At 70.9% G+C, this 23,162-nt stretch carries 25 protein-coding genes, 2 tRNA genes and 1 pseudogene; 14 read left to right on the top strand and 14 right to left on the bottom strand.

The window, feature by feature from the left end; all coding sequences use genetic code 11:
- Positions 1 to 427: 427 nt before the first annotated feature.
- The 5 genes from FHX74_RS00460 (at position 428) to FHX74_RS00470 (ending at position 3,156) form a co-directional block, all read left to right on the top strand.
- On the top strand, positions 428 to 1,243 hold the full coding sequence (locus tag FHX74_RS00460; protein ID WP_235970069.1) for a replication initiator: 816 nt from the start codon (positions 428 to 430) through the stop codon (positions 1,241 to 1,243).
- Positions 1,230 to 1,340 (top strand): hypothetical protein, encoded by a 111-nt coding sequence (locus FHX74_RS20845; protein WP_328823625.1) that lies wholly within the window; start codon positions 1,230 to 1,232, stop codon positions 1,338 to 1,340. Before FHX74_RS00460 ends, FHX74_RS20845 begins: the two co-directional genes overlap by 14 nt.
- 49 nt (positions 1,341 to 1,389) lie before the next feature.
- Positions 1,390 to 1,608: a hypothetical protein gene (locus FHX74_RS20850; protein WP_328823540.1), complete on the top strand. Its 219-nt coding sequence runs from the start codon at positions 1,390 to 1,392 to the stop codon at positions 1,606 to 1,608.
- A gap of 208 nt (positions 1,609 to 1,816) precedes the next feature.
- On the top strand, positions 1,817 to 1,996 hold the full coding sequence (locus tag FHX74_RS00465; protein ID WP_235970112.1) for a helix-turn-helix transcriptional regulator: 180 nt from the start codon (positions 1,817 to 1,819) through the stop codon (positions 1,994 to 1,996).
- 2 nt (positions 1,997 to 1,998) lie between these two features.
- Positions 1,999 to 3,156 (top strand): tyrosine-type recombinase/integrase, encoded by a 1,158-nt coding sequence (locus FHX74_RS00470; protein ID WP_182558145.1) that lies wholly within the window; start codon positions 1,999 to 2,001, stop codon positions 3,154 to 3,156.
- An 89-nt stretch (positions 3,157 to 3,245) separates the two neighbouring features.
- Here the strand turns inward: FHX74_RS00470 and FHX74_RS00475 are convergent.
- Positions 3,246 to 3,321: transfer RNA gene (locus FHX74_RS00475), tRNA-Glu, on the bottom strand.
- 49 nt (positions 3,322 to 3,370) lie between these two features.
- Here FHX74_RS00475 and FHX74_RS00480 point away from each other — a divergent pair.
- Positions 3,371 to 3,724, top strand: coding sequence for a metallopeptidase family protein (locus FHX74_RS00480; RefSeq protein ID WP_182558146.1), 354 nt, complete (start codon positions 3,371 to 3,373; stop codon positions 3,722 to 3,724).
- A gap of 51 nt (positions 3,725 to 3,775) precedes the next feature.
- Here the strand turns inward: FHX74_RS00480 and FHX74_RS20595 are convergent, their stop codons facing one another.
- From FHX74_RS20595 to FHX74_RS00505, 5 genes are read right to left on the bottom strand one after another with little or no spacing between them, the layout of a single operon-like run.
- Positions 3,776 to 4,087, bottom strand: a complete 312-nt coding sequence (locus tag FHX74_RS20595; protein WP_182558147.1) for a DUF202 domain-containing protein — start codon at positions 4,085 to 4,087, stop codon at positions 3,776 to 3,778.
- A complete protein-coding gene (locus tag FHX74_RS20600; protein ID WP_328823541.1) occupies positions 4,084 to 4,467 on the bottom strand; it encodes a YidH family protein in 384 nt (127 codons plus the stop codon). Before FHX74_RS20600 ends, FHX74_RS20595 begins: the two co-directional genes overlap by 4 nt.
- Entirely contained in the window at positions 4,464 to 5,390 is a 927-nt protein-coding gene (locus FHX74_RS00495; RefSeq protein ID WP_182558148.1) for an EamA family transporter, read from the bottom strand. The genes FHX74_RS20600 and FHX74_RS00495 overlap by 4 nt, the downstream gene beginning before the upstream one ends.
- 48 nt (positions 5,391 to 5,438) lie before the next feature.
- Positions 5,439 to 6,128 carry a TCP-1/cpn60 chaperonin family protein gene (locus FHX74_RS00500; RefSeq protein WP_182558149.1) on the bottom strand — a complete coding sequence of 230 codons (690 nt, stop codon included), beginning with the start codon at positions 6,126 to 6,128 and terminating at the stop codon, positions 5,439 to 5,441.
- 31 nt (positions 6,129 to 6,159) lie between these two features.
- A complete protein-coding gene (locus FHX74_RS00505; RefSeq protein WP_182558150.1) occupies positions 6,160 to 6,729 on the bottom strand; it encodes a WhiB family transcriptional regulator in 570 nt (189 codons plus the stop codon).
- A gap of 259 nt (positions 6,730 to 6,988) precedes the next feature.
- Here FHX74_RS00505 and FHX74_RS00510 point away from each other — a divergent pair, with 259 nt between their 5' ends.
- Positions 6,989 to 7,468: a DnaJ family domain-containing protein gene (locus FHX74_RS00510; RefSeq protein ID WP_182558151.1), complete on the top strand. Its 480-nt coding sequence runs from the start codon at positions 6,989 to 6,991 to the stop codon at positions 7,466 to 7,468.
- Positions 7,469 to 7,474: 6 nt separating this feature from the next.
- Here the strand turns inward: FHX74_RS00510 and FHX74_RS20605 are convergent, their stop codons facing one another.
- The 5 genes from FHX74_RS20605 to FHX74_RS00535 form a co-directional block, all read right to left on the bottom strand.
- Positions 7,475 to 9,181 carry a dipeptide ABC transporter ATP-binding protein gene (locus tag FHX74_RS20605; protein WP_182558152.1) on the bottom strand — a complete coding sequence of 569 codons (1,707 nt, stop codon included), beginning with the start codon at positions 9,179 to 9,181 and terminating at the stop codon, positions 7,475 to 7,477.
- Complete coding sequence (locus tag FHX74_RS00520; protein ID WP_182558153.1) at positions 9,178 to 10,857, bottom strand: ABC transporter substrate-binding protein; 1,680 nt, start codon at positions 10,855 to 10,857, stop codon at positions 9,178 to 9,180. The genes FHX74_RS20605 and FHX74_RS00520 overlap by 4 nt, the downstream gene beginning before the upstream one ends.
- A gap of 26 nt (positions 10,858 to 10,883) precedes the next feature.
- The gene (locus FHX74_RS00525) at positions 10,884 to 11,882 is read right to left on the bottom strand and encodes an ABC transporter permease (RefSeq protein ID WP_182558154.1); all 999 of its coding nucleotides are present in this window, start codon (positions 11,880 to 11,882) and stop codon (positions 10,884 to 10,886) included.
- The gene (locus tag FHX74_RS00530) at positions 11,879 to 12,811 is read right to left on the bottom strand and encodes an ABC transporter permease (protein ID WP_182558155.1); all 933 of its coding nucleotides are present in this window, start codon (positions 12,809 to 12,811) and stop codon (positions 11,879 to 11,881) included. The genes FHX74_RS00525 and FHX74_RS00530 overlap by 4 nt, the downstream gene beginning before the upstream one ends.
- A 141-nt stretch (positions 12,812 to 12,952) precedes the next feature.
- On the bottom strand, positions 12,953 to 14,323 hold the full coding sequence (locus tag FHX74_RS00535; protein ID WP_182558156.1) for a NupC/NupG family nucleoside CNT transporter: 1,371 nt from the start codon (positions 14,321 to 14,323) through the stop codon (positions 12,953 to 12,955).
- 202 nt (positions 14,324 to 14,525) lie between these two features.
- On the opposite strand from FHX74_RS00535, the gene FHX74_RS00540 reads away from it, so the two are divergent.
- Together FHX74_RS00540 and FHX74_RS00545 are read left to right on the top strand one after the other, a co-directional pair.
- Positions 14,526 to 16,271, top strand: a complete 1,746-nt coding sequence (locus FHX74_RS00540) for an alpha/beta hydrolase (protein ID WP_182558157.1) — start codon at positions 14,526 to 14,528, stop codon at positions 16,269 to 16,271.
- Between the two features lie 74 nt (positions 16,272 to 16,345).
- A tRNA-Lys gene (locus FHX74_RS00545) sits at positions 16,346 to 16,418 on the top strand.
- On the opposite strand, the gene FHX74_RS00550 is transcribed toward FHX74_RS00545, so the two are convergent.
- Positions 16,416 to 17,336, bottom strand: coding sequence for a TetR/AcrR family transcriptional regulator (locus tag FHX74_RS00550; RefSeq protein ID WP_328823542.1), 921 nt, complete (start codon positions 17,334 to 17,336; stop codon positions 16,416 to 16,418). The two genes, FHX74_RS00545 and FHX74_RS00550, sit on opposite strands and share 3 nt — an antisense overlap.
- On the opposite strand from FHX74_RS00550, the gene FHX74_RS00555 reads away from it, so the two are divergent.
- Positions 17,299 to 18,624: an MFS transporter gene (locus FHX74_RS00555; protein ID WP_328823543.1), complete on the top strand. Its 1,326-nt coding sequence runs from the start codon at positions 17,299 to 17,301 to the stop codon at positions 18,622 to 18,624. The two genes, FHX74_RS00550 and FHX74_RS00555, sit on opposite strands and share 38 nt — an antisense overlap.
- Before the next feature lie 33 nt (positions 18,625 to 18,657).
- A complete protein-coding gene (locus FHX74_RS00560) occupies positions 18,658 to 19,677 on the top strand; it encodes an aldo/keto reductase (protein ID WP_182558159.1) in 1,020 nt (339 codons plus the stop codon).
- 80 nt (positions 19,678 to 19,757) lie between these two features.
- On the opposite strand, the gene FHX74_RS00565 is transcribed toward FHX74_RS00560, so the two are convergent.
- Positions 19,758 to 20,423 carry a TetR/AcrR family transcriptional regulator gene (locus FHX74_RS00565; RefSeq protein WP_268925837.1) on the bottom strand — a complete coding sequence of 222 codons (666 nt, stop codon included), beginning with the start codon at positions 20,421 to 20,423 and terminating at the stop codon, positions 19,758 to 19,760.
- A 57-nt stretch (positions 20,424 to 20,480) separates the two neighbouring features.
- Between FHX74_RS00565 and FHX74_RS00570 the strand changes: the two genes are divergently transcribed.
- Both FHX74_RS00570 and FHX74_RS20855 read left to right on the top strand, forming a co-directional pair.
- Entirely contained in the window at positions 20,481 to 20,888 is a 408-nt protein-coding gene (locus FHX74_RS00570; protein WP_182558161.1) for an ester cyclase, read from the top strand.
- Between the two features lie 152 nt (positions 20,889 to 21,040).
- Positions 21,041 to 21,544 (top strand): annotated as a pseudogene (locus FHX74_RS20855) (dihydrofolate reductase family protein); the annotation flags it as partial.
- A 110-nt stretch (positions 21,545 to 21,654) separates the two neighbouring features.
- On the opposite strand, the gene FHX74_RS00580 reads toward FHX74_RS20855, so the two are convergent.
- On the bottom strand, positions 21,655 to 22,473 hold the full coding sequence (locus FHX74_RS00580; RefSeq protein WP_182558162.1) for an alpha/beta fold hydrolase: 819 nt from the start codon (positions 22,471 to 22,473) through the stop codon (positions 21,655 to 21,657).
- Positions 22,474 to 22,517: 44 nt separating this feature from the next.
- Between FHX74_RS00580 and FHX74_RS00585 the strand changes: the two genes are divergently transcribed.
- Positions 22,518 to 23,153, top strand: a complete 636-nt coding sequence (locus FHX74_RS00585) for a TetR/AcrR family transcriptional regulator (protein ID WP_182558163.1) — start codon at positions 22,518 to 22,520, stop codon at positions 23,151 to 23,153.
- The last annotated feature ends 9 nt before the right edge of the window (positions 23,154 to 23,162 follow it).

The raw sequence follows: 23,162 nt of genomic DNA on the forward strand, positions 1-23,162 counted from the left end.
TTGATCCAGACGGCAGACCGTGGCCGCGATCATCGTCTAGCCATGGATTATGTGATATACGTCACACTGAGTGATCCGCGTCGTCCACCGACAGTCGCGACGGCGCGCGGAAGCGTCTCAGTCCACTGGCGTCCATAGCAGGTCGGCGATGTGCACTGAGGTCCATAGACGTCGCGGTCTGGAAGCGTGTGAACGCAGACAAGAGTCGTCGGTTCGTCGGTGTCGCGGTCTGAGGTGAGCCTCGTGTTGACGAGCGTGTCGGTTGGGCGTGGTATTACTGAGACAGGCGTTCCCAAGAAATGGCTAACGGGTCGGAATGGCTCGGCCGAGGGGCGCTGGTAAGTGCGACCGTGATGGCTAACGGGTTGGAATGGCCCGGCTGAGGCGCACAGCAATCGATGTACTCGAACCTTCCCGCTCGGCTGCGGTGCCGCGGATCACCGCGGAGATGGCGCACGAGCTGGCGGTGGCGCAGAAGGTGTGCGTGCGTCCGCTGGTCCGGCGGGTCATCGACCAGGTCGACGGCACCGAATCGAAGGTCGCGCTGCCGTGCAACAGCACGCGGGAGGATGTGTGCCCGTCGTGCGCGGACAAGAACCGCCGGCTGCGCATGCAGCAGTGCGCCGAAGGCTGGCACCGCACAGACGACCCCGAACGCCTGGTGTTAGCCGATGCCGAGACTCTCCACCAGTTCGACGATGATGCTGGCGACCAGGTCGAGGATGAGGGCGCCCGGCGGGTGCGGTCGACGCGTCGGCGTGATGATGTGCCGGATTTGCCGCGGGTGCCGTGTGAGGACCGGACTGTCGGTCGGGCGTTTGAGACTCCGGACGGCAAGATCTACCGGCCCTCGATGTTCCTGACCCTGACGATGCCGTCCTACGGGCCGGTCAAGGCCAACGGAACACCGCTGGATCCGAGCAGCTACAACTATCGGCGGGCGGCGTTGGATGCGTTGCATTTCCCGAAGCTGGTGGATCGGTTCTGGCAGCACGTCCGCGGCTGCGCCGGCTACAGGGTCCAGTACTTCGCTGCCGTCGAACCTCAGAAGCGCCTGGCTCCGCATCTCCATGCCGCGGTCCGCGGTGCGATCCCGCGCAGCTTGTTGCGGCAGATCATGAAGGCCACCTATGCCCAGGTGTGGTGGCCGGCCCTCGACCGACCGGTTTACGTCCACCGATGCGAACTGGCTGCATTACGGCATCCAACCCAAGAATCCTGGCCCCGGCCTGCGGGCCGGTGACTGCAGCTCGAAGGCACACGACCGGGAACACCTCGGCTTGGGCGGCCGGCGGGTGCTGGTGTCACGTCAGTGGTCACAAAACGCTGCAGGAACATAAAGTTGACCGGGCCACCGTCGTCCGCGAAGCCCTTCTCAACTCCGGCATCGTGGCGCCGGGGATCGAACGACTCGCCGCCACGGTCACCCTTCCCGACGGGTCTCCACGGTTCGTCTGGACCGACACCCGCCCGGATCCGATTACCTACGCCCGCATCATCCTCGAATCCGTTCTCGAGCGGTCGCGCTGGCGCGCGCAGTACGAGCAAGCGAAGCAACAGCAGGTCGGGGAAACCCATTCAGCAACCGACGGCGACCCGGACGGCTGACATCGACTAGGTCACCTCGGCGTCTGCTTCGGCCTCCCCGACCACTGCGAAGTCTGGTCTCCGACCGGCTGGTCAAGGGTGAGCGAAGCGAATCCATCGGACACGAAGTGCTCTTGACCAGCCGGTCGGAGACCACACCATCACCAACTCGGGGAGGCCGAACCCGAACCCCACGTGGAAGGAATTGATCATGGCGACGGAACGGATGATGTCTTTGTCTGACCTGTCGGAGCTGCTGGGCGTTCCGCTCACGACGCTGTATGCCTGGCGTCATCGAGGTGAGGGGCCGGCTGGGTACCGCATCGGTGGTCATGTTCGGTTCCGCCGGGTTGATGTCGAAGCGTGGCTTGCGAGCTGCGCTGAGTCTTCTTCCCCGGCTGGTCGTTGAACATGGCGCACATCGAGCGTCGGATGGTCGACCAGCGGGAGAGTTCGGGTCGTGTTCGCAAGGTGGCGCGGTACAAGATCCGTTATCGCGATCATGCAGGTCGCGAGCACAGCGAGACGAAGCGCCGTCTGGTCGACGCCGAACGACGCAAGGCCGAGATCGAGACTGAACTGGCCGGCGGGACCTGGCGTGACCCGCGGCGCGGTCAGGTGCGGCTCTCCGATTGGGCGGAGACGTGGGTGGTGACCCGGCATGATCTTCGGGCGACGACGCGTCAGCGTTTGGAGGTCACGCTGCGGTGTCAGGTCATTCCGAAGTTCGGGCAGGTGCAGCTTGACCGGATTACGAACGCGGCGGTCCGTGTGTGGGTGGCTGAGATGCTCGACGGTGGCCTCTCGGCAGCGAGCACTCGGAAGGCAGTCTTTGCTCTGCGTCAGTGTCTAGATGCAGCCGTCGCAGATAATCGGCTGGCAGTAAACCCGGCCCTGCGGGTGCCATTGCCGTCGGAGCGGGCCAAGGTGCCGCGATTCTTGTCGCAAGACGAGGTCGAGCGGCTGGTCGAGGCGATGCCGGCGGAGTATCGGGCGCTCGTGCTGGTCGGTGCCTATGCGGGTCTTCGCTGGGGTGAGGCCGCCGGGCTGACGCGGGCTAATGTCGACGTGATGCGCTCGCGCATCTTCGTCCGGACGACGGCTGTCGAAGTCGCTGGGACGGTGACGCTCGGGAATGAGCCGAAGACGACGAGGTCGAAGCGGACCGTTCCGGTAGCTCGGTCGGTGATGCGTCGGATCGATGAACACCTGGCGACCTATGTCGGCGCTGAGGCCGACGCGCTTCTGTTCGTGGCGCCGAGAGGTGGGCCGTTGTTCCGGTCGTTCGGACGTCAGGTCTGGCATCCGGCGGTCGAGCGTGCTGGCCTTGGCGACGTCACGTTCCACGGCTTGCGGCATAGCTTCGTCGCGATCCTGGTGGCCGCCGGCTGCAACGTGCGGGAGGTCTCTGAGTGGGCCGGGCACAACAGGGTCGCCTTCACGCTGACCCGCTACGGCGGCCTGTTCGAGGACGGCTCGGACGCCGCCGTGGACCGGCTGGACGAGCTACTGAGCCCGTCGACAGAGGCTCACGGCCAGGTGTCGCGCTTGACGGGTCGGGACGGGTGATGCGTCCCGGCTGCGTCCCAGGCGCCGGTCTGGCCGTTCTGGCTGGGCCGGCGTTCCGGCGTTGTGCCTGGTCAGCGGGTGTTTCTGGGTGGTATCCCCAACGGGATTCGAACCCGCGCTGCCGCCTTGAAAGGGCGGTGTCCTAGGCCGCTAGACGATGGGGACTCGCGACCGGACGACTATAGCCGCCGGGGGCCGCGGGTAGCCTCGGACGATGTCGCTCGACCTCGCGCCGGAGCAGTTCGACGCCCTCGTCGACCGGGCCCTCGACCAGATCCCGCCCGAGTTCGCCGAGCAGGTCGGCACCTGCGTGGTGCTGATCGAGGACGAACCACCGGCCGAGGACCCCGACCTGCTCGGGCTCTACAAGGGTGTCCCGATCACCGAGCGCGGGGCCAACGACGGCGGGCTGCTGCCCGACCGGATCTACATCTTCCGCAATCCGCTGCTGGAACGCTGCCAGGACATCGACGAGCTGGTGGACGAGATCCGGATCACCGTCGTCCACGAGGTCGGGCACGCGTTCGGGCTCGACGACGACCGGCTGCACGAGCTCGGCTACGCCTAGCGCTTCGACAGGCTCAGCGGGCGTGGCAGGCTCAGCGGGCGCTGAGTCGTGTCAGCTGATGACGGTGTAGCAGCCGGCGCCGAGCGCGGTGACCACGATTAGGCCGACCGCGGCCAGCGGCAGCCGCCCGTCGGGCAGCGGGCGGTCCTCGCTCCACGCCGCACTGCCGCGTCGGTAGCGGCGACGACCGAGCGCGAAGACCGCCGCGGTGGTTAGCAGGGCCAGCGCACTCAGCACCACCCCGAGCACCGGCGACCGGCCGGCGACCAGCTTGGCCACCACCAGGCTGCAGGCCAGCCCGGAGAGCGCGGTCCGCTGCCAGGCCAGGCCGGTCCGCTCGGGCTGCGCCCCGCCGTCGCTCACAGCGCGAGCAGGGTCGCGACCACGGCGAAGACCACGAGGACCGCGGTCAGCGCCGGGATCAGCTTCGAGGACGGCAGCGGACGTCCGAGCCGCAGCGCGCGCTCGTAGCGCATCCAGGTGACGAACGACCCGACGGCGCTCACCACCCCGCAGGCGATCAGCAGCAGCGAACCGACCAGCGCGGCCGCCGACGGCCGGCCGGTGAGCTGGGCGTACGCGGTGAGCGCGACCCCGCCGGCCACGAAAGCCAGCGCAGTCCGGACCCAGGCCAGGAACGTCCGCTCATTCGCGAAGGTGAACCGGGCGTCCGGTTCGCGACCCACCGCGAACACCGACCGTGGCCAGCGGCGGTCGCGCGGCGGCAGGTCGGCGTCGGTCACGAGCCGGAGCGTACCGACGACGACCCGGACGGCGTCCCGACGGCGGTCTCCGGCGGGGCGGACGCGCCCCGGCGCGGGCCGAGCTGGCCGAGCACCACCGCCACCAGCACCAGGGCGGCCCCGAACAGCTGCAGCCCGTTGAGCCGCTGGCCGAGGAAGATCCAGCCCAACGCCGCCGCGACCACCGGGTTGACCAGCCCGAGGAACATCACCGCGCTCGGGCTCAGTCGCTCCAGCGCCCAGAACCACATCCCGTAGCCCACCACGCCGCTGATCAGCCCCAGGTAGACGAAGCCGCCGATCTCGCGGCCGCTGAGCTGCGCCGGCAGCCCCTCGAAGATCAACACGAACGGGATCAGCGTCACCCCGCCGATCAGGAAGGTCCAGCCGGTCATCCCGCGCGCGGTGAACCCGTCCGGCTTGCCCCAGCGCTTGGTCAGCACCGCCGCCGCCGAGAGCATGATCACGCACGACACCATGGCCAGCACGCCCCAGCCGTCGAGCCGGGCCGACGAGCTGAGCACCAGCAGCGCCACGCCTCCGACCCCGACCAGCCCGGCGATCACCTGGATCGCGCGGATCGGCGTCCGCAGCAACCAGATCGACAGCACGGCGGTGGCGATCGGTCCGATCGAGTTGATCACCGCCGCCACCCCGCCCGGCAACCGGTAGGCCGCGACGAACAGCAGGGGGAAGAACGCCGAGGCGTAGAGCACCGACAGCACCGCGAACTTCCACCACCAGCCCCGCGGCGGCAGCTTCGACCCGATCACCAGCACCACCCCGGTGGGCAGGCTGCGACCGAGTGCGACCAGCAGCGGACGCCCGGGAGGCAGGAAGTCGGTGGTCAGCAGATAGGTGGTGCCGAAGATGATCGGCGTGATCACCCCGAGGTAGGCGATCCCGCCCCGGCGTTCGCTCATGATCCGATCACCTGCTCAGGCTATGCCGCGCCCGGCGGCTGATCCGGATCAGTCCACCGGGCCGACGACGTGGCTGCGCCGGTCGGTCGACACCCAGCGCTCGCAGCGGCCGAGTTCGGCGTCGGTGACGTAGCCCGCCTGCAGGTCGATCCGGCTCACCAGCCGCGCCCCGGTCGCCGCGCAGACCTCGTCGACCGGACGCGGGTCGCGACCCAGCACCACGACGACCCGGAGCAGCCGCTGGATGCGGTTCACCTCGAGGGTCGCCAGCACGTCGGCGTCGACCGCCGGGGTGACGATCACCAGCGAGCGGTCGCCGAGCAGGGTCTTCTCCAGCAACCCCACCAGCTCCCGCAGCGAGGTCACCGGCTCGGCGCAGACCAGCACCGCCGGCTGGTCGAGCACCGCCCACCCGGTCTCGCGGTCGGTGACGAAGTCGCGCGAGGCGTACCCGAGCGGCACGGTGACCGCGCGGTCGAGCTGGTCACGGAGCCGCCGGCGCTCCTCGTTGCTCAGGCCCGGCGCGGCGCCCTCGGGTTCGCGCCGGGCCTGGAGCTCGGAGAGATAGCGCGGTGCGGCGGCGGGTTCGGGGCTGAACTGCGGGATCCGTCGGTCGGGCACCGAGGTGAGCTCGGCGACCCGACGTCGGTGCGCGGTCCGGTCCGACAGCGCCCCGTACAGGATGATCCCGACGCCGGCGACCAGCACCAGCACGAGGCCGATCACCCAGGGCTGCACCCGGTCCAGACTGCCACAGTCCCGGTGCGGGTCAGGCGGCTCGCGCCCGCGGTCCCTGACGGTTGGCGACCTGCCGGGCCACGGCCAGCACCTGGGTCGGGGTGACGGCCGGGCGGACACTCTGGCGCGGCTCGTCGAGCCCCAGACGGTCGCGGCGCAGGTGGCGCTTGACGGTCGAGGTGGAGCAGCCGAGCCGCTCGGCCAGCTGGTCGAGCGTGTCGTGCGGCCGCGACATCCGCAGCCGCAGCACCTCCTCGCGGTCGATCCGGTGGTGCGGGACGCTGACGCCGGCGAGGGCGTCGAGGTCCTCCGGCTCGACCTTGAGCTTGAGCCGCCGCCGGATGGCCCGGCGCTGCTTCTCGGTGGTCCCGGCGATGACGCCGGCCACGTCGTGGTCGACGACGGCGGCGAAGAGGCACTTTGCCTGCACCGGGCAGCTCGCGCAGAGCGCGGTCGCCTCGCGGAGCAGGGTCTCGTAGCGGCGTCGCACCGTCGGGTCGGTCTCGCCGGTCGGCGGCTCCTCGAGGAGCGGGTGCGTGAACAGCTCGCTGCGGGTGGCGCACGGGGTGAGGGACGGCGCCGGGGGACGCTGACTTGTCATCGGTTTGCTCCGGAGTGGTGGGGGCGGTGGTGATCAGGTCGATCACGGGAACAGTGAAGAACCGCCGCCTCAGTGGTTCGTCGGGACACCGCTTGATTTGTGTTTGTTGTCGCGAGGGATTCGCACAAGAAAGGGGGAGCGGATTGCTTCACTTCCTCAAGAAGAGCCCAAGCTCCGCTCAAGAGTCGTTATCAGGTGCGGATAGATTGGCGGAACCGATCACCGACGAGCCGAATCCGGAACGCCCAGGAGGTGCGGCATGCGACCGTACGAGTCCGACGTCGACCGCCAGATCCGCGAGGCGCAGGAGGCCGGGGCCTTCGACAACTTGAAGGGCTCCGGGAAGCCGCTGCCGGGTCTGACCGGGCGGCACGACCCGAACTGGTGGGTCAACCAGTGGGTGCAGCGCGAGGACCTGTCGGGCGTGCTGCCGCCGTCGCTGGCGCTGCGCCGGGCGATCGAGGAGCTGCCCGAGACGGTGGCCGGGGAGCGCGACGAGCAGCGGGTGCGCGAGATCGTCGCCGACCTGAACAGCCAGATCCGGCACGGCCGGGTGCACGGTCTCGACGGCCCGCCGATCTTCCTGCAGACCCAGGACGTCGAACGGGTGGTGCGCGAGTGGCGGGAGGGGCGCGCGCGGGCGCAGGCAACGGATCCCGCACCGACCGAGGGCGGCGCCGACCCGGTCGGGCCGTCCGGGCGCTGGGCGCGGTTCCGTGCCTGGCTCACCCGGCGCTGAGGACGCTCAGCTGGTCTCGGCCAGCTCGCGCCAGCGCCGCCGACGCTCGGCCTGGCGTTCCGGATCGGGCACCGGGACGGCGGCCAGCAGCCGCCGGGTGTAGGCGTCCTGCGGGTCGCCGAGGACGGTCGCCGTCGGTCCCTGCTCGACCAGCCGGCCGGCGCGGAGCACCCCGACCCGGGTGGTCAGCTCGCCGACCACGGCGAGGTCGTGGCTGATGAACAGACAGGCGAAGCCGAGCTCGGCCTGCAGCCGACGCAGCAGCTCGAGGATCTGCTGCTGCACCGACACGTCGAGCGCGCTGGTCGGCTCGTCGGCGATGAGCAGCGTCGGCCGGCAGGACAGCGCCCGGGCGATGGCCACCCGTTGCCGCTGACCACCGGAGAGCTCGTGCGGGTAGCGGTCGGCCAGCGCGGGCGCCAGCCGCACCGCGTCGAGCAGCTCGAGCACCCGGGCCCGCCGGGCCGGCTGGTCGAGATCGGTGTGCAGCCGGAGCGGGTCGGCGATGCTGCGGCCGACGGTGTGCCGGGGGTTGAGGCTCGAGGCCGGGTCCTGGAAGACGAGACCGAGCTCGGAGCGGGCCCGGCGGAGGGTCGACCCCCGCGCGGTCCCCACGTCGATCCCGGCCAGCAGCGCCCGCCCGGAGGTGAGCGGCACCAGGCCGCTGAGGGTGCGTCCGATGGTCGACTTGCCCGAACCGGACTCACCGACCAGCCCGACGAACTCGCCCGGCTCGATCCGCAGCGAGACGTGGTCGACGGCGGTGGTGGTGCCGCTGGACCCGCGGAAGGTGACCACCGCGTCGACGAGCTCGGCGGCGGCGGTCGTGGTGCCGGCGTCCTCGTCCGCCGGGACGGGTCCGCGACTGCGGACGCCGAGCTCGGGGACGGCGCCGAGCAGCGAGCGGGTGTACGCGTGCCGCGGGGCCGCGAAGAGCTGCCGGGTGGGCGCGGTCTCGACGATCGAGCCCTGCTCCATCACCGCCACCTCGTCGGCCACGTCGGCCACCACCCCCATGTCGTGGGTGATCAGCAGCACGGCGGTGTCGAGCCGACGGGTCAGGTCGCGGAGCAGCTCGAGGATGCCGGCCTGGACGGTGACGTCGAGCGCGGTCGTCGGTTCGTCGGCGATGAGCAGTGTCGGGTCGTTGCTGATCGCCATCGCGATCACCGCGCGCTGCAGCTGGCCGCCGGAGGCCTGGTGCGGATAGGACCGGGCGATCCGTCGCGGATCGGCGACCCCGACCGCTTCGAGCAGCTCGACCACCCGCTGCCGCCGTTGCGCCGGGGTGGTCTCGGGATGGTGGGCCCAGATCGCCTCGACGATCTGGTCGCCGACCGTGAACACCGGGTTGAGCGCGCTCGACGGCTCCTGGAACACCGTACCCACCGCGCGTCCGCGGAGCGCGCGCAGCGTCTCCTCGGGGGCGCCGAGGACCTCCGCGCCGTCGATCTCGATACGTCCGGTGGCCCGGGCGGTGCCGGGCAGCAGCCCGAGCACCGACATCGCGGTCACGCTCTTGCCCGAGCCGGACTCGCCGACGAGCGCGAGCACGCGCCCGCGCTCGACGGCGAAGTCGACCCCGTGCACGACCTCGGTGACCCCGCCGTCACCGACCGCGCCCGGTCGCGTGTCGGCGCCCTCACGGGCGAACGCGATCCGGAGGTCGTGGACGGCAAGGGCCGGGGCCGGGCCCGGGGTCGGCGCGGTCACCGGCTGACCGTCACCCGGAGGTAGTTCGGGTAGGCCGGGAACTCGCCGATGAAGAAGTTCTGCACCTTCGAGCCGTGCAGGAACGAGTTCTTCGCGTAGCTCAGCGGCACCACCGGGGCGTCGGCCATGATCGCCTTGTCGGCCTCGGCCCACAGCGCCTCCGCCTTGGTCTGGTCGACCTCACCGGTGGCCTGTTTGATCAGCGCGTCGACCTTGGCGTTGTCGTAGCGCGAGGTGTTGTACCCGCCGTTGCCGATCTGGCTCGAGTCGAACAGCGGCTGGATGTTGCCGTTCGCGCTGGGGAAGTCCGGCTGCCAGCTGCCCAGGTAGAGGTCGTAGTCGCCGTTGCCCTGGGTCACCGCGCTGGACAGCGCGTTGTCGTCGAGCGGACGCAGGGTGATGGTCACCCCGCCGATCCGCTGCAGCGCCTGCTGGATCGCCTGCGCCTGGGCCAGCGCGATCGGCTGGTTCGAGACGAGCAGGGTGAGCTTCAGGTTGCTCTGGCCCGACTCGCTGAGCAGCTGCTTGGCCTTGGCCACGTCGCCGTCGTCCCCCGCCGGGTAGTCGTCGTAGACCTGACGACCGGGGATGCCGGGCGTGATCAACGTCGTCGCCGGGTCACCCGAGACCGAGCCGCCGGAGGCGGTGATGAAGGCCTTGCGGTCGATCGCGTAGTTGAACGCCTGACGGACCTTGACGTTCTTGAGCGCGCCGCGCTGGGTGTTCATGCTGAGGAAGTTGAGCGCGCCGTCGGCCGAGGTCACCAGCCGGTTGCCGACCTGCGGGTTGCCCTGGGCCTGGGCCAGTTGCGCCGCGGGGACGAAGTCCGCGCCGAAGGAGGTGGCGTTGGCGCCCGAGTCGCTGATCAGGGCCTGGGCCTGGACCGTCTCGTCCTGACCCATCTTGAAGGTGATGGTGTCGGGACCGGCGGTGCGGGCCTGGTCGGTGGCCTGGCTCCAGTTCGGGTTGCGGCTCATGGTGAGCGAGACGCCCTGCTGTAGCTTGTCGATCTTGTACGGGCCGGAGGCCGCCGGGTCGTTGCCGTAGGTGGCGGGGTTGGTGTCCTTGGCCTTCGGGACCGGCGCGAACGCACCCATCGAGACGATCCACGGCCAGTCCCCGTACGGCGCGTTGAGGTGGAAGACGATCGTCTTGTCGTTCGGGGTCTCGATCGACGACAGCTGCTTGCCGTCGTAGGGCCCGCCGTAGCTCGAGCCGCCGACCAGCAGCGACTTGTGGTAGCTCAGGCCGCCGGACAGCTGCGGGGCGAACGAGCGCTCGACGCCGTACTTGATGTCCTCGCTGGTGATCGGGGTGCCGTCGTCGTACTTGAGGCCGTCCTTGAGCGTGTAGGTCCAGGTGCGCCCGCCGTCGCTGGGCCGGCCGGTGTCGGTGGCCAGGTCCGGGATCACCTTGGTCGGCGCGTTCGGGCTGGTCTCCCAGCTGGTCAGCCGGCGCAGCACCAGGCCGAGGCTGGTGATGGCCAGGCTCTGGCTCTTGGCCGGGTCGAAGTTGAGCTGGGTCGAGGAGGTGAGGATGGTCAGGTCCCCGCCCTTGGTGGCAGCGGTCGTCTGGTTGCTGCTCGACTGGCTGGGGTTGGCGTTGCAGCCGCTCACCAGCAGCAGGCCGGCGGCGACGACGCCGAGGACCCGCAGTGCGCGGGGCGGTTTCTTCATGGGGTGATCCCTTTCGGTGGTCGGTCTCAGCCGCCGGCCTTGACCCGGGGGTCGAGCAGGCCGTAGCTGATGTCCACGACGACGTTGGCGAGGATGATCAGGAACGCGGAGAACAAGGTGACGCCGACGAGCACCTGGAGGTCCAGGTTGCCGACGGCGTCGAGCAGCAGGGACCCGAGCCCCTGCATGGCGAACACCTTCTCGGTGAGGATGGCGCCGCCGAGCAGACTGCCGAGGTCGAGGCCGAAGACGGTGGCGACGGGTATCAGCACGTTGCGGAGCGCGTGCCGACCGACCACCCGGCCCTCCCTCAGCCCCTTGGCGCGGGCGGTGCGGATGTAGTCCTCGCCCATCACCTCGAGCATCTCGCCGCGGGTCAGCCGGGTGTAGATCGCGGCGTTGAGCAAGGCCAGCACGATCCAGGGCAGGATCAGGTGCCAGAGCCACTGGACCGGACTCTGGGTGAGCGGCACGTACCCGCCGACCGGGACCATGTTGAGGGTGAAGCCGAACAGGAAGATCCCGAGCAGGCCGACGAGGTAGGCCGGCGCCGAGACCCCGGCCACCGACAGCGTGGTCAGGCTCCGGTCGATCAGGCTGCCCCGACGCAGCGCGGAGGCCACGCCGGTGCTGACCCCGAGCAGCAGCCAGAGGACGGCCGCGCCGATGGCGATCGAGAAGGTCACCGGCGCGCGCTCGGCGATCAGCTGGGTGACCGACTCGCTGAGCCGGAACGAGTACCCGAAGCAGGGGGCGTCGCAGTGGATCGCGGTGCCGCCGACGCCGAAGGTGCGGCCGACGAAGAAGCCGCCGAGGAAGGTGAGGAACTGTGCCCACCACGGCTTGTCCAACCCCATGAACGCCTCGGCCTGGGCCAGCCGGTCCGGGGTGCAGGGACGGCCGCAGGACAGCTGCGCCGGGTTGGCCGGGAGCAGGTAGAAGATCAGATAGCTGATCAGCGCGATGGCCAGCAGCACGATGACCATGCCGGCCAACCGGCTGAGGACGAAACGGGCGAAGGTCATCGGGCCCGCCCCGTGCGCGGGTCGAGGACGTCCCGCAGGCCGTCGCCGAACAGGTTGAAGGCCATGGTGATCAGGAACAGCGCGGCTCCGGGGAAGACCAGGAACATCGGGTCGATGCCGACCCAGGCGATCGCGTCGCCGATCGAGCGGCCCCAGGCCGGGGTGGGCGGCGGCACGCCGACGCCGAGGAACGACAGCGCCGCCTCCGCGCCGATCTTGCCGGGGATCGAGATGGTGGCGAAGACGATGATCGTCGCGGTCAGGTTGGGCAGCAGCTCCGAGGCCATCACGTGCAGCGGGCCCGCGCCGGAGGCGCGGGCCGCGGTGACGTAGTTGCGCTCCTTGAGCGCCAGGGTCTGGCCGCGCACCACTCGGGCGATGGTCGGCCAGCCGAAGAAGCCGATCACCAGCACGATCAGGAACGACTTCGGGAACGAGGCCGGGACGATCGCGCCGAGCGCGATGATGAAGATCAGCGACGGGAAGCCGAAGATCACGTCGGTGACCCGGCTGACGATCCGGTCGGTCCAGCCGCCGACGTAGCCGGCGACCACGCCGATGACCACGCCGAGGGCCACCGAGACGACGGTGGCGGTGATACCGACCAACAGCGAGGTCCGGGCGCCGTAGACGACGACGGAGAAGAGGTCGCGGCCGGTCAGCGGCTCGACCCCGAACCAGTGCCGGGCACTGATCCCGCCACCGAACCCCTTCGGCGCGGTGTTGGGGCCGAGGGCGTCGAGGTCGTAGTCGTAGGGGTTGTTGCCTGAGACCGCGCTGAGCACCGGGGCCAGCAGGGCGATCAGCACGAACGCGACGATGATGACGCCGCCGGCCACCGCGGCTCGGTCGCGTCGCAGTCGCCGCCAGAAGTCTACCCCGGGCCGCGCGACGACCGGGGTCTGTTCGGTGAGCGCGCCGGACGCCATGCGGACTCCTCCCCGGGTGGATCTGTCGGACGGTTGCGGCGGGTGCCAAGGGTGCCCAACAGCGTGCCACGGTCCGGCATTCCCGACCACGACGCCCGACTTTCGGACGAGCCGCTGGGAGGCTGAGGGTCGGCTCCGTGGTCAGCGGGCGAAGACCAGCCCGGCGATGGCGGCGTTGGCCAGGTTTGCCAGGGTGGCGGCGAGCAGGGCGCGGACGCCGACCCGGGCCACGAACCCGCGGATCTGGGTGCGCAGGCTGCCGAGGGCGCCGATGCTGATGGCGATCGAGCCGAAGTTGGCGAACCCGGCGAGCGCGAACGTCACCACCACCACGGTGACCGGCGACAGCCGCGACACCTGCGGGCCGAACTCGCCGTAGGCCACGAACTCGTTGAGCACGGTCTTGAGGCCGATGAACTGGCCGGCCTCGACCGCCTCTCTCCAGGGCACGCCGAGCAGCCAGGCCACCGGGGCCATCGCGTAGCCGAGCAGTTTCTGGAAGGTCAGGCCCTCGACGCCGAACAGCCCGGCGATCCCACCGATGATCCCGTTGGCCAGCGCGATCAGGGCGACGAAGGCGATCAGCAGGCAGCCGATGGTCACGGCCACCCTGCCGCCGGCCAGGGCGCCGCGGGCGAGCGCGTCGAGGATGTTGGTCGACTCGGTGTCGCGCACGTCGCGGACGTCGAAGTCGTCGGCGGTCGTCGCGGCCTCGGCCCGGCTGACCCGGGTGACCTCGAGCCGCGCCCGCTTCCCACTGTTCGCCTTCGCCGGGGCTGCCTCGGCGTCGGCATCGGCCGACGCCCCGGTCGCCTCGGGTGTGCCGGCGGGGACGCCCTCCACCTCGGCCCGGACAGTGTCCGGCCAGATGATCTTGGCCATCACCAGCGCGGCCGGGGCGTTCATCACGGTGGCGGCGAGCAGGTAGGGGAGCGGGGCACCGAGCAGGGCGTAGCCGACCAGTGTCGAGCCGGAGGCCGCGGTGAGGCCGGCGACCACGATGGTGAAGGTCTGCGAGGCGGTCAGCCGCTTCAGATAGGGGCTGATCAACAACGGCGCCTCGGACAGCCCGAGGAAGACCACCACGGCGGCGTACATCGACTCGACCTTGCTGACCTTGAGCAGCTTGCCGATCGCCCCGCCGATGACGTGCGTGGCGAACTGGATGACCCGCAGATAGAGCAGCAGATAGATCAGCGCGCCGAGGAAGATGATCACCGGCAGCACCTGGAGGGCGAAGGCGACCCCGCTGGGGGCGCCGACCTTGGCCAGCGGTCCGAACACGAAGTCGGTGCCCGACTGGGTGAAGCCGATCAGCTTCTCCACCTGCCGCGAGAGCCAGTTGAGCACGTCGCGGCCGGGGGTGGTGCGGAGCACTAGGAAGGCGAAGATCACCTGGAGCAGCAGCGCGACGATCACCGTGCGCCAGCGGATGCCGCGCCGGTGCCGGGAGGCCAGCACCGCGATGCCGAGCAGCAGGACCAGGCCCAGGACACCGCGCAGTGCTTCCATGTCCGCAATGTAGCGGCGCCGACCGTCGAGCACGCCGGGACGGGGCGGTTGGTAGGTCCGTTGCCGAATCGTCACCCGACGCACACCGCCGGACCTTGTCGCGCGGCGGACGAGATCGTTAGGGTCGTGATTCCGCCAGGCCCGGCCGGCCCCCGACGTCGTTCCGGCCGCGTGGCACGGCGTCCCCCGATCGAAGGAAGCCATGACCCGCTCGTCCGCACGCCGTCCGTCCCGTGCGCGCGGTCGGTGGTCCGCCGCCGCGCTCGGCCTGGTCTCGTCCGTGCCGCTGGCGGTCCCGGTGCTGACTGCCGCGCCGGCCGAGGCGGCGCCGGCCGTTCCGCCGGTCACGATCACCACGACGGGTCGGCCGGCGGCTCCGGCGCCGACGGTGCCGAAGATCAGCTGGGCGAGTTGCGGACCGGACTACCCGGCCTTCCAGTGCGCGACCGTTCGCGTCCCGACCGACTACGACAGGCCGCGGGGGGCGACCACGAAGATCGCGATCACCCGGTTGCCGGCGGCGAGGCCGTCGGAGCGGATCGGCTCGTTGTTCACCAACCCGGGCGGTCCCGGCGGGTCCGGGGTGGACTTCGTCCAGCAGAACGCGCAGGCCGTCTACAGCCAGACGGTCCGCAACCGGTTCGACATCGTCGGGTTCGACCCGCGCGGGGTGAACCGCTCGAATCCGGCGACGTGTTTCCGCGACCCGGTGGAGGAGAGCAGCGCGCTCTCCTCGACGCTGCCGTTCCCGCTCAACCCGGGCGCCGAGCCGCGCTACGCGGCCGAGTCGAAGTCGCTGGCCGCCCACTGCGCCGCGACCTCGCCGGGACGGCTCTCACACATGTCCACCGCGAACGTCGCGCGCGACCTGGAGCTGCTCCGCCGGGCCGTCGGCGACGCCCGGCTGAACTACGCCGGCTACTCCTACGGCACGTTCCTCGGCGCGACCTACGCCAAGCTGTTCCCCGGGAAGATTCGCGCGATGGTGCTCGACGGCACCCTCGACCCGCGGGTCTACGTCGGGCGCGACGCGCGCTACCGCAACGTGCCGGCCGGGATCCGGATCGGTCAGGACCGCGGCGGGGCGGAGGTGTTCGGGCAGTTCCTGACGCTGTGCGCCCAGGCGGGCCCGGACGTCTGCTCGTTCGCGCAGCTCGGTCAGCCGTCCACGGTGGCCCGGACGATGTTCGACCGGCTCAAGCAGCGTCCGGCGGTCTACCGGGTGCCGGGGGCGCAGACGGTCAGCGTCGACTACCAGCTCGCGGTGGGGACGATCTACAACGGCCTGTACACCCCGACCAACTGGCTCGACCTGGCCGACTTCATGACCAGCGTCGCCCGGGCGCTCGAGCCGTCCAGCGCGCGGGTCCGCCCGCTGCCCACCGCGGTGCTGCAGCGGGGGAGCGATTACCTGGCGACGGTCCGGCGAGGTCAGGACTACCCGTCGATCGGTGGCGCGCTGGGCAGCAGCTGCGTCGACACGGTGACCCCGAACCCGCGGGTCTACCCGGCGGCCGCCGACCGCTCGGACGCGAACCACCCGGAGTTCGGGCGCTACCGGACCTGGGAGGACCTGCCCTGCTGGTATCTGCAGCGTGACGGCGTCGTCGACCGCGACGCCTACCGCGGCGGCTGGAAGCAGACGACCCGGACGCCGGTGCTGGTGCTCGGGACGCGTCACGACCCGGCGACGCCCTACGCCAGCACCAAGCCGTTCGCCTCGCTGTTCCCGAAGGCCACGGTGATCACCCTCGACGGGTGGGGTCACACCACCCTCGGCCAGAGCGCCTGCACCGACGCCCAGGTGACCAGTTATCTGGTGGCGCCGACGGCGAAGCGGTCGGCCACGACGTGCCAACCGGACAGCCGGCCGTTCACCTTCACCTTCTCGAGGCGGGCCGAGCAGCGCGCCGCCGCGGGAGCGTGGCTGGCGGCCGTCGACCGCTGACCGGTCGCGGTCGGCGCTCGCCCGCGGTTCGGGCGGACCGGTAGGTTGGGGGCGCGTCCGGCCGTCCGGCTCGCGGGCCTCTAGCTCAACTGGCAGAGCAGCGGACTTTTAATCCGCGGGTTGTGGGTTCGAGTCCCACGGGGCCTACCGAGTGCCGCCCCGCTGGATCTCGCCGACCCTTCCCGACGTTCGCGGCCTCGTGGGTGCCATCACCGCGTGAGTCTGGTCGCTCGTCAGCGGCCCGACCGGCAGCGGTGTCGCGGGCCCCGGGTGGGCGCGCAGGCCGTCCAGCATGAGGTGGAGATACCGGCGGTAGAGCTCGGGATGGGCGTCCCGGGATCGCGTCATGATGGCGTTGAGCCCGATCTGGATGAAGGTCAGATCGGTGCCGGTGACGTCGCTCCGCAGCTGACCTGCCTCCTGGGCCCGCGCGACGAGAGCGCGGTTCTTGGGGGCAGTGACCTCGCGGTTCCAGTCGTGTTGCTCCTGGCTGATCCGGTCTCCGCTCACGATCTGCGCAAGACCCTTGTCGCGGAGCTGCAGCGCGAGCGAGGTCTCCAGATAGCCGACCAGACCCTGCCAGGGATCCGGATCCGCGAGGCCGGCGTCTGCGGCAGCGGCCAGTTCGATGGTCTGCTCGGCGAAGAGGGCGTCGAGCAGCTCGCCCTTGTTGGCGAACCGACGGTAGGCGGTGCCCACGCCGAGGCCGGCGTGCCGGGCGATGTCGTCGAGGGTGACGTCGAAGCCCTGGTCCGCCAGCAGCTCGCGAGCGGCGGCCAGCAGACGGCGCCGGTTCTGCGCGGCGTCGCGTCGCAGGGTGCGCGGTCCCTGTGCTGCTGCGCCTCCGGCCATGCCTCGACTGTAGCCGATCCGGAGACCGCTTCTCCGTTTCTGTGGTAGCGTCGGCGCGGAAGCGGAGGCGTTGGCTCCGTTTATGACCAGGAGGAGAGACGCGATGTCCGTCCGCACCGGCAGCCGCCTGGCGCCTCCGGTCGTCAGGTCGCCGAACGGGCCACGGGCGCGGGTCGTGATCGCGGTCGCCTCGATGGGGTTCTTCCTGATCACGCTGGACATCTCCATCGTGAACGTGGCGCTGGCCCGGATCCGGGCCGAGCTGGGCGGCGGCACCGTGGGCCAGCAGTGGATCATCGACGGCTACACCCTGCTCTTCGCCGCCCTGTTGCTGTTCGCCGGGAACCTGTCCGACCGGATCGGCGCCAAGAGGGCCATGACCCTGGGCATCACGATCTTCACCGTCACGTCGGCGGCCTGCGCTTTCGCCCCGAGCGCCGCCGTGCTCATCGCCGCACGTTGTGTCCAGGGTGCCGGAGCAGCGATCATGCTGCCCGCCTCGATGGCGCTGGTCCGGGAGGCCTTTCCCGACCCGGCGCGACGCGCCAGGGCGCTCGGCGTGTGGGCGGTCGGCGGCGCCGTGGCGGGCCTGATCGGTCAGCCGTTGGGCGGGTTGCTGACCACCGTCGACTGGCGATGGGTCTTCACCATCAACCTGCCGGTCTGCGTCGGCATGCTGATCTTCCTCCGGGCGGTCGGCTCCTCGCCGACGCAGCCGGCCCCCTTCGACTGGGCCGGTCAGGGCCTCGCCGTCCTCGGACTGGCCACCCTGGTCTACGGCCTGATCGAGGGTGGGCACTCGGGGTTCGGTTCGTGGCCGGTGCTGGCGGCGCTGGTGCCCGCAGTCGTGGCGCTGATCGGTTTTCTGCTGGTCCAGTCCCGGGTCCGCCACCCGATGATGCCGCTCGGTCTCTTCCGGGCCCGCGGGGTGCGGCTGGCCCTGCCGGTCGGGTTCGCGTTCATGATCGGCAACTACGGCAACGTCTTCGTGGTCAGCCTCTTCCTCCAGCAGCAGCTCCGGCTGCCCCCGCTCCGCGCCGGTCTGGTGTTCCTGCCGGCAGCGTTCTTCGCGATCGCCGGCAACCTGGCCTCCGGGCCGGTGACCAACCGCTACGGCGCCCGGCTGCCCGTCGTGTCCGGCTTGGTCGCCATGGCGGTCGGCCTGGCGGCGATGCTGATCATCGCTCCGCTGGGGCAACCGCTCGCGATCGCTGCCTGTCTCGTCCCGGTCGGGGCCGGTGGTGCGCTGGCCATGCCCTCGGTCACCGGCGTCGTCCTCGACGGTGTGCCCGCCCGCCAGGCCGGAACGGCCTCTGCGGTGTTCAACACCTTCCGACAGGTGGGTGGGGCCGTCGCCATCGCCGTCTTCGGCGCGCTCATCGCCGATCCGGGCCGGGTGGTTTTCGGGCTGCGTCTCAGCCTCGGCATCGCCGCCGCGCTCCTGCTCCTCGCGGCGCTCAGCAGTCTTCGCATCCACGCACGCCCCGACGTCACACCCTGACCCAACCGACCCATCGAGAACAAGGAGCACAACATGCGCCACAACATGCTCGGACGCAGCGGCGTCTCCGTCAGCCGGTTCTGCCTCGGCGCCATGATGTTCGGTGCCTGGGGCAACCCGCATCACGACGAGTCCATCCGCATCATCCACACCGCCCTTGACGCCGGGATCAACATCATCGACACCGCCGACGTCTACGCCCAGGGCGAATCCGAGGAGATCGTCGGCAAAGCCATCGAGGGCCGTCGCGACGACATCATCCTGGCGACCAAGTTCCACGGCGCGATGGGCGACGATCCCAACCGGCAGGGCAGTTCCCGCCGCTGGATCATCCGGGCCGTCGAGGACTCACTCCGTCGGCTCCGCACCGACTACATCGACCTCTACCAGGTGCACCGGCCCCGTACCGACACCGACATCGAGGAGACCCTCGGCGCCCTCACCGACCTCGTCCACCAGGGCAAGATCCGCTACCTCGGCGCCTCGACGTTCCCGGCGAGCCAGATCGTCGAAGCGCAGTGGGTGGCCCGCGAACGCGGCCTGCAGCGCTTCCTGACCGAGCAGCCCGCCTACTCGATCCTCGTCCGACGGGTCGAGGACGACATCCTGCCGACCTGCCAGAGGCACGGGATGGGCGTGCTCTCCTACAGCCCACTGACCGGGGGCTGGCTCTCCGGACGCTGGCGCAAGGACGCCGGCCAGCAGGAGTCGTCGCGCGCCAGCCGGCTCCCGCAGCGTTTCGACCTCTCGCAACCCGCCAACCAGCGGAAACTCGATGCGGTCGAGGAACTCGCCCAGCTCGCCGACGCCTGCGGGCTGACCCTCATCCAACTCGCCATCGCCTTCGTCCTCACCCATCCGGCGATCACCTCGGCGATCATCGGACCCCGGACGCTGGAGCAGCTCGAAGGGCAACTGGCGGCCGCCGACGTCGTCCTCGAGCCCGACGTTCTCGACCGGATCGACCAGATCGTGGCCCCCGGCACCACGGTCAATCCCGTCGACAACTCCTTCGACAACCCGGCACTCGCCCCTGCGGCTCGTCGACGCTGACCTGGCCCGCTCGGAGGACCGCTCGCGGTCACCACACCTCTCGCAGGCTCGGGTGCTGTCGACCAGGTGGCTTCAGGGATTCAGCCGGCTCGATCCGGGCCGATCAGCGCGTCGGTCATCGTCCGGGCGAGCCAGTGCTCGTAGGCGTCCCAGCTCCAGCCGCGCCGCCGCACGAGCCGATCGGCGACCTCGGGGGCGGTGAGCACCCAGAGCACGTCGGCCGCCGCTGTCTCGTCCAGCTCCGGACGGAGGCCGAAGGTGGCCGCGAGGTGGTGCGCGGTCGCCGTGGTCCCGAACCCGCGTTCCCGTTCGACGGTGTCGGCGAGCTCGGTCAGCAGGGGGTCGCCGGCGGCCGCCTGCGCGAGAATCACGCTGATGATGGCCGCGGTGCGTTCGCCGATCTGGCGGGCGAGCTGCGCATAGAGCCCGAGTGCGGTGCGGGCGTCCGGCGCGCTGGTCATCGCCTGGATGATCGGCCGCTGCGCCATCGGGACCTCGGCGTCATCGCCGGCCACCGACCGGTCGTAGACCGCCTTGAGCAGCGCCGGCTTGCCGCCGACGAGGTTGTACACCGTCTGGACGCTGACGCCGGCGGAGCTGGCTACGTCGGCCAGCGTCGTCCCGAGATAGCCCTGGGAGCGGAACAACGCATCAGCCGACTCGAGGACACGCCGTCGCGCCGCGTCCGACTGCCGTGCTCGGCTCTCACTGTTGTACCGACGTTCCGCCACGCTGCCCCTTGACATTTGCTGGAACCAAGTTCAATCTAATTGAACGAGATTCCAATGTATCGGGAGGTCACGGTGCTCAGTGTCGAACGCGCGGCGCGCGAGGTCGAGGAGATCCTGGCGACGCGGGCCTATGACCGGCTTCGTGACGTCGTGACCGAGGACTTCGTCGATCACGGCGCTCCTCCCGGCGCGTCGACGGGCGCCGACGGGTACGTCGCGACCCTGCGCTTCGTCGGCGAGCAGCTCGGCATCGCCTACCAGGTCGTCGGCGTGATCGCTTCGGGCGACGACGCGGTCGTCCACACGATCGCCCGCGGCAGCTACACCGCGCCGCTGCTCGGGATCCCCGCCACCGGGCGCCCGTTCGCGGTGCCCGCGATGCACTGGTACCGAGCACGAGGCGACCGGCTGGCCGAGCACTGGGGCGTCATCGACCAGCTGGGCATGTTGACCCAGGCGGGGGCGCTCCCGCTGACCTGACTATTTGGCCTGACTGTTTGGCCTGACTGCTGACCTGACTGGAGCGACTGCTGGCCCGACCGATGACTCCGGCTTGTCCCGAGGGTCCACCACGGTGAGTGCCCGTCGCCGAACCCTCCGCAGGAGCAGTCGTGAGTGATCTGGTCGTCGTCATGTCCATGTCCCTGGACGGCTTCGTCGCCGCGCCCGGCGACGGCTCCGGGGCCGGTCTCGGGGTCGGCGGCAAGGCGCTGCACGCCTGGCTCGCTCCCGGCGACGCCGACCCGACCACGCACCGTCCGGCCGGCGGTGCCGACGCCGCGATCTTCGACGAACTGCTGGCCACCGGCGCGGTGCTCACCGGTCACCACACCTCCGCCTGGGCCGGGGAGTGGGGTGGTGATCATCACGACGGCGTGCCCGTGTTCGTGCTGACGAGGACCCCGCCGGCGACACCCGTGCAGGGCTTGGTGCACTACGTCAGCGATCCGGCCGACGCCGCCGCGCGCGCCAAGGCGGCGGCCGGCGACCGGGACGCCCTGGTCCACGGCGCGTCCTCGGTGCAGGCTCTGCACGCCGCCGGGCTGGTCGATCGCTACCTGATCACCCTGGTGCCGATCGTCCTGGGCGCAGGGAAGCGGCTGTTCGCCGCCGAGCCCGAGTCCGGACGTCTGCAGCTGACCGAAGCGGTGCCGGGTCGGGACGTCCTCCACCTGCGCTACCGCGTCGGCCCGCGCTGTCGCCCGGTCGCCCGGTCGCCCGGTCGCCCGGTTGCCCCGTCGCCTGGTCAGCCCGTCAGGAAGTCGGCGAACGGTGCGACGACGCCGGGGCGGGCGACGTTCAACGCGTTGTGGGTCCCGCGGGGGATCCGGACGCTGACGGCATCCGGCATTGCGGCGGCGAGGGCAGCGCAGACCGTGCCGAAGTACCGGGCGCTGCGCGCGCCGGCGGCCAGCAGGGTCGGCGCACTGATCGCGGCGTAGTCGGTCGCTGGTCCGTCGTGCGCGACGATCTGTCCGACCTCGGTCGCCACGGTCGGCAGTTGCTCGGCGATCCGTCTTCCCACCCCGGCGCGGAGCAGCAGCCGGCACATCAGCAGCTGGACGGCGAACGGCAGCCGGGCGGCGGCGCCGTCCGGGTCGGCCCCGGCGCCCATCAGCGCCATCGCCCGCGGGGTGTCGCCACGCCGGACGGCCTCGCGGAACGGCTCGAGCCAGGCGCTCGCGACCGATCCGTCGACGGAGACCCCCGGGTCGTAGACGGCGATCCGTTCGACCGGGAGCCGCAGTCCGGCGCGCAGGGCGACGAAGGCCCCGCCCGAGTGGCCGAGCAGCCGGCGCGCCCCGGTGCCCTCGAGCACGTGCGCGAGGTCGTCGACGTCGGTCTCGACCGTGTGCGTGTGGTCGGAGAGGTAGGGCGGTGCCCCGGGACGGCCTCGACGGTCGTAGAGGTGGACGGTGCACCGCTCGCCGAGCACCCGCGCGAGGCGCTCGTACTCGCGGGAGTCGATACCGCCGCCGTGGAGCACGACCACGCCCGGGCCCTGGCCTGTCGACCGCACCCGGAACCCGCCGCCGCGACCGTCCGGAACGCTGATCTCGTCCACTGCGCCTCCTACTGTGAACAGTGTTCGCAGTTTAGACTGCGGGAGTGCCGGATCGCCAGCGTGACGAGCGTCGGGGGACGCGCGGGCCGGCCCGGTCGCGGACGCCGGGCGAGATCGCCGATGCGGCCGTGCGCCTGGCCGACGCCGCCGGTCTCGACGCGGTCACCGTCCGGTCGGTGGCGGGGCGGCTGGGGCTGGCGCCCGCGGCGCTCTACCGCTATCACCCCTCGAAGGACGCCCTGGTCGAGGCCGCCGCGGACCGCGCCATGGACGACCTCGCCCTCCCGCCGGTGACCGGGGAGCTGGCCGCGGACCTGCTCGCGCTGGTGCGGGCCCAGATCGACGTCCTGCGTGCCCATCCCTGGCTGATGGACACCCTGCCCGGGATCCGTCCGGGCGCCCGGGCGATCGCGGTGCTCGAACAGGGCCTGGTGATCATGGACGACACGACGGCCCCCTCGTCGCGCAAGCTCGAGCTGCTGGGCGTGCTCACCGGCATCGCGACACTGTTCGCCCGGTCGGGCGGCGCCGCGGCACCGCGCACGCTCGAGGCGCTGGTCGCCGCGGCCCCGACCCACCCGCAGCTCGCCGCGGCCTTCCGCGAGGGTGCGGGTCCCTCGGCGCCCGACGAGCTGCTGGCGCGGACCACCAAAGCCCTGGTCCGCGCCTTCCTGGACTGACCGGCGCGG

Source organism: Microlunatus kandeliicorticis, assembly GCF_014137855.1.
Classification (GTDB): Bacteria; Actinomycetota; Actinomycetes; order Propionibacteriales; family Propionibacteriaceae; genus Microlunatus; species Microlunatus kandeliicorticis.

Bases quoted from the DNA above. Each gene is read 5' to 3' on its own strand.
- FHX74_RS00505 (WP_182558150.1), bottom strand. From the start codon at position 6,729: ATGACAAGTCAGCGTCCCCCGGCGCCGTCCCTCACCCCGTGCGCCACC.
- FHX74_RS00530 (WP_182558155.1), bottom strand. From the start codon at position 12,811: ATGGCGTCCGGCGCGCTCACCGAACAGACCCCGGTCGTCGCGCGGCCC.
- FHX74_RS00470 (WP_182558145.1), top strand. From the start codon at position 1,999: ATGGCGCACATCGAGCGTCGGATGGTCGACCAGCGGGAGAGTTCGGGT.
- FHX74_RS00540 (WP_182558157.1), top strand. From the start codon at position 14,526: ATGACCCGCTCGTCCGCACGCCGTCCGTCCCGTGCGCGCGGTCGGTGG.
- FHX74_RS00525 (WP_182558154.1), bottom strand. From the start codon at position 11,882: ATGACCTTCGCCCGTTTCGTCCTCAGCCGGTTGGCCGGCATGGTCATC.
- FHX74_RS00560 (WP_182558159.1), top strand. From the start codon at position 18,658: ATGCGCCACAACATGCTCGGACGCAGCGGCGTCTCCGTCAGCCGGTTC.
- FHX74_RS00535 (WP_182558156.1), bottom strand. From the start codon at position 14,323: ATGGAAGCACTGCGCGGTGTCCTGGGCCTGGTCCTGCTGCTCGGCATC.
- FHX74_RS00480 (WP_182558146.1), top strand. From the start codon at position 3,371: ATGTCGCTCGACCTCGCGCCGGAGCAGTTCGACGCCCTCGTCGACCGG.
- FHX74_RS00510 (WP_182558151.1), top strand. From the start codon at position 6,989: ATGCGACCGTACGAGTCCGACGTCGACCGCCAGATCCGCGAGGCGCAG.
- FHX74_RS00520 (WP_182558153.1), bottom strand. From the start codon at position 10,857: ATGAAGAAACCGCCCCGCGCACTGCGGGTCCTCGGCGTCGTCGCCGCC.
- FHX74_RS00495 (WP_182558148.1), bottom strand. From the start codon at position 5,390: ATGAGCGAACGCCGGGGCGGGATCGCCTACCTCGGGGTGATCACGCCG.
- FHX74_RS00565 (WP_268925837.1), bottom strand. From the start codon at position 20,423: ATGTCAAGGGGCAGCGTGGCGGAACGTCGGTACAACAGTGAGAGCCGA.
- FHX74_RS00465 (WP_235970112.1), top strand. From the start codon at position 1,817: ATGTCTTTGTCTGACCTGTCGGAGCTGCTGGGCGTTCCGCTCACGACG.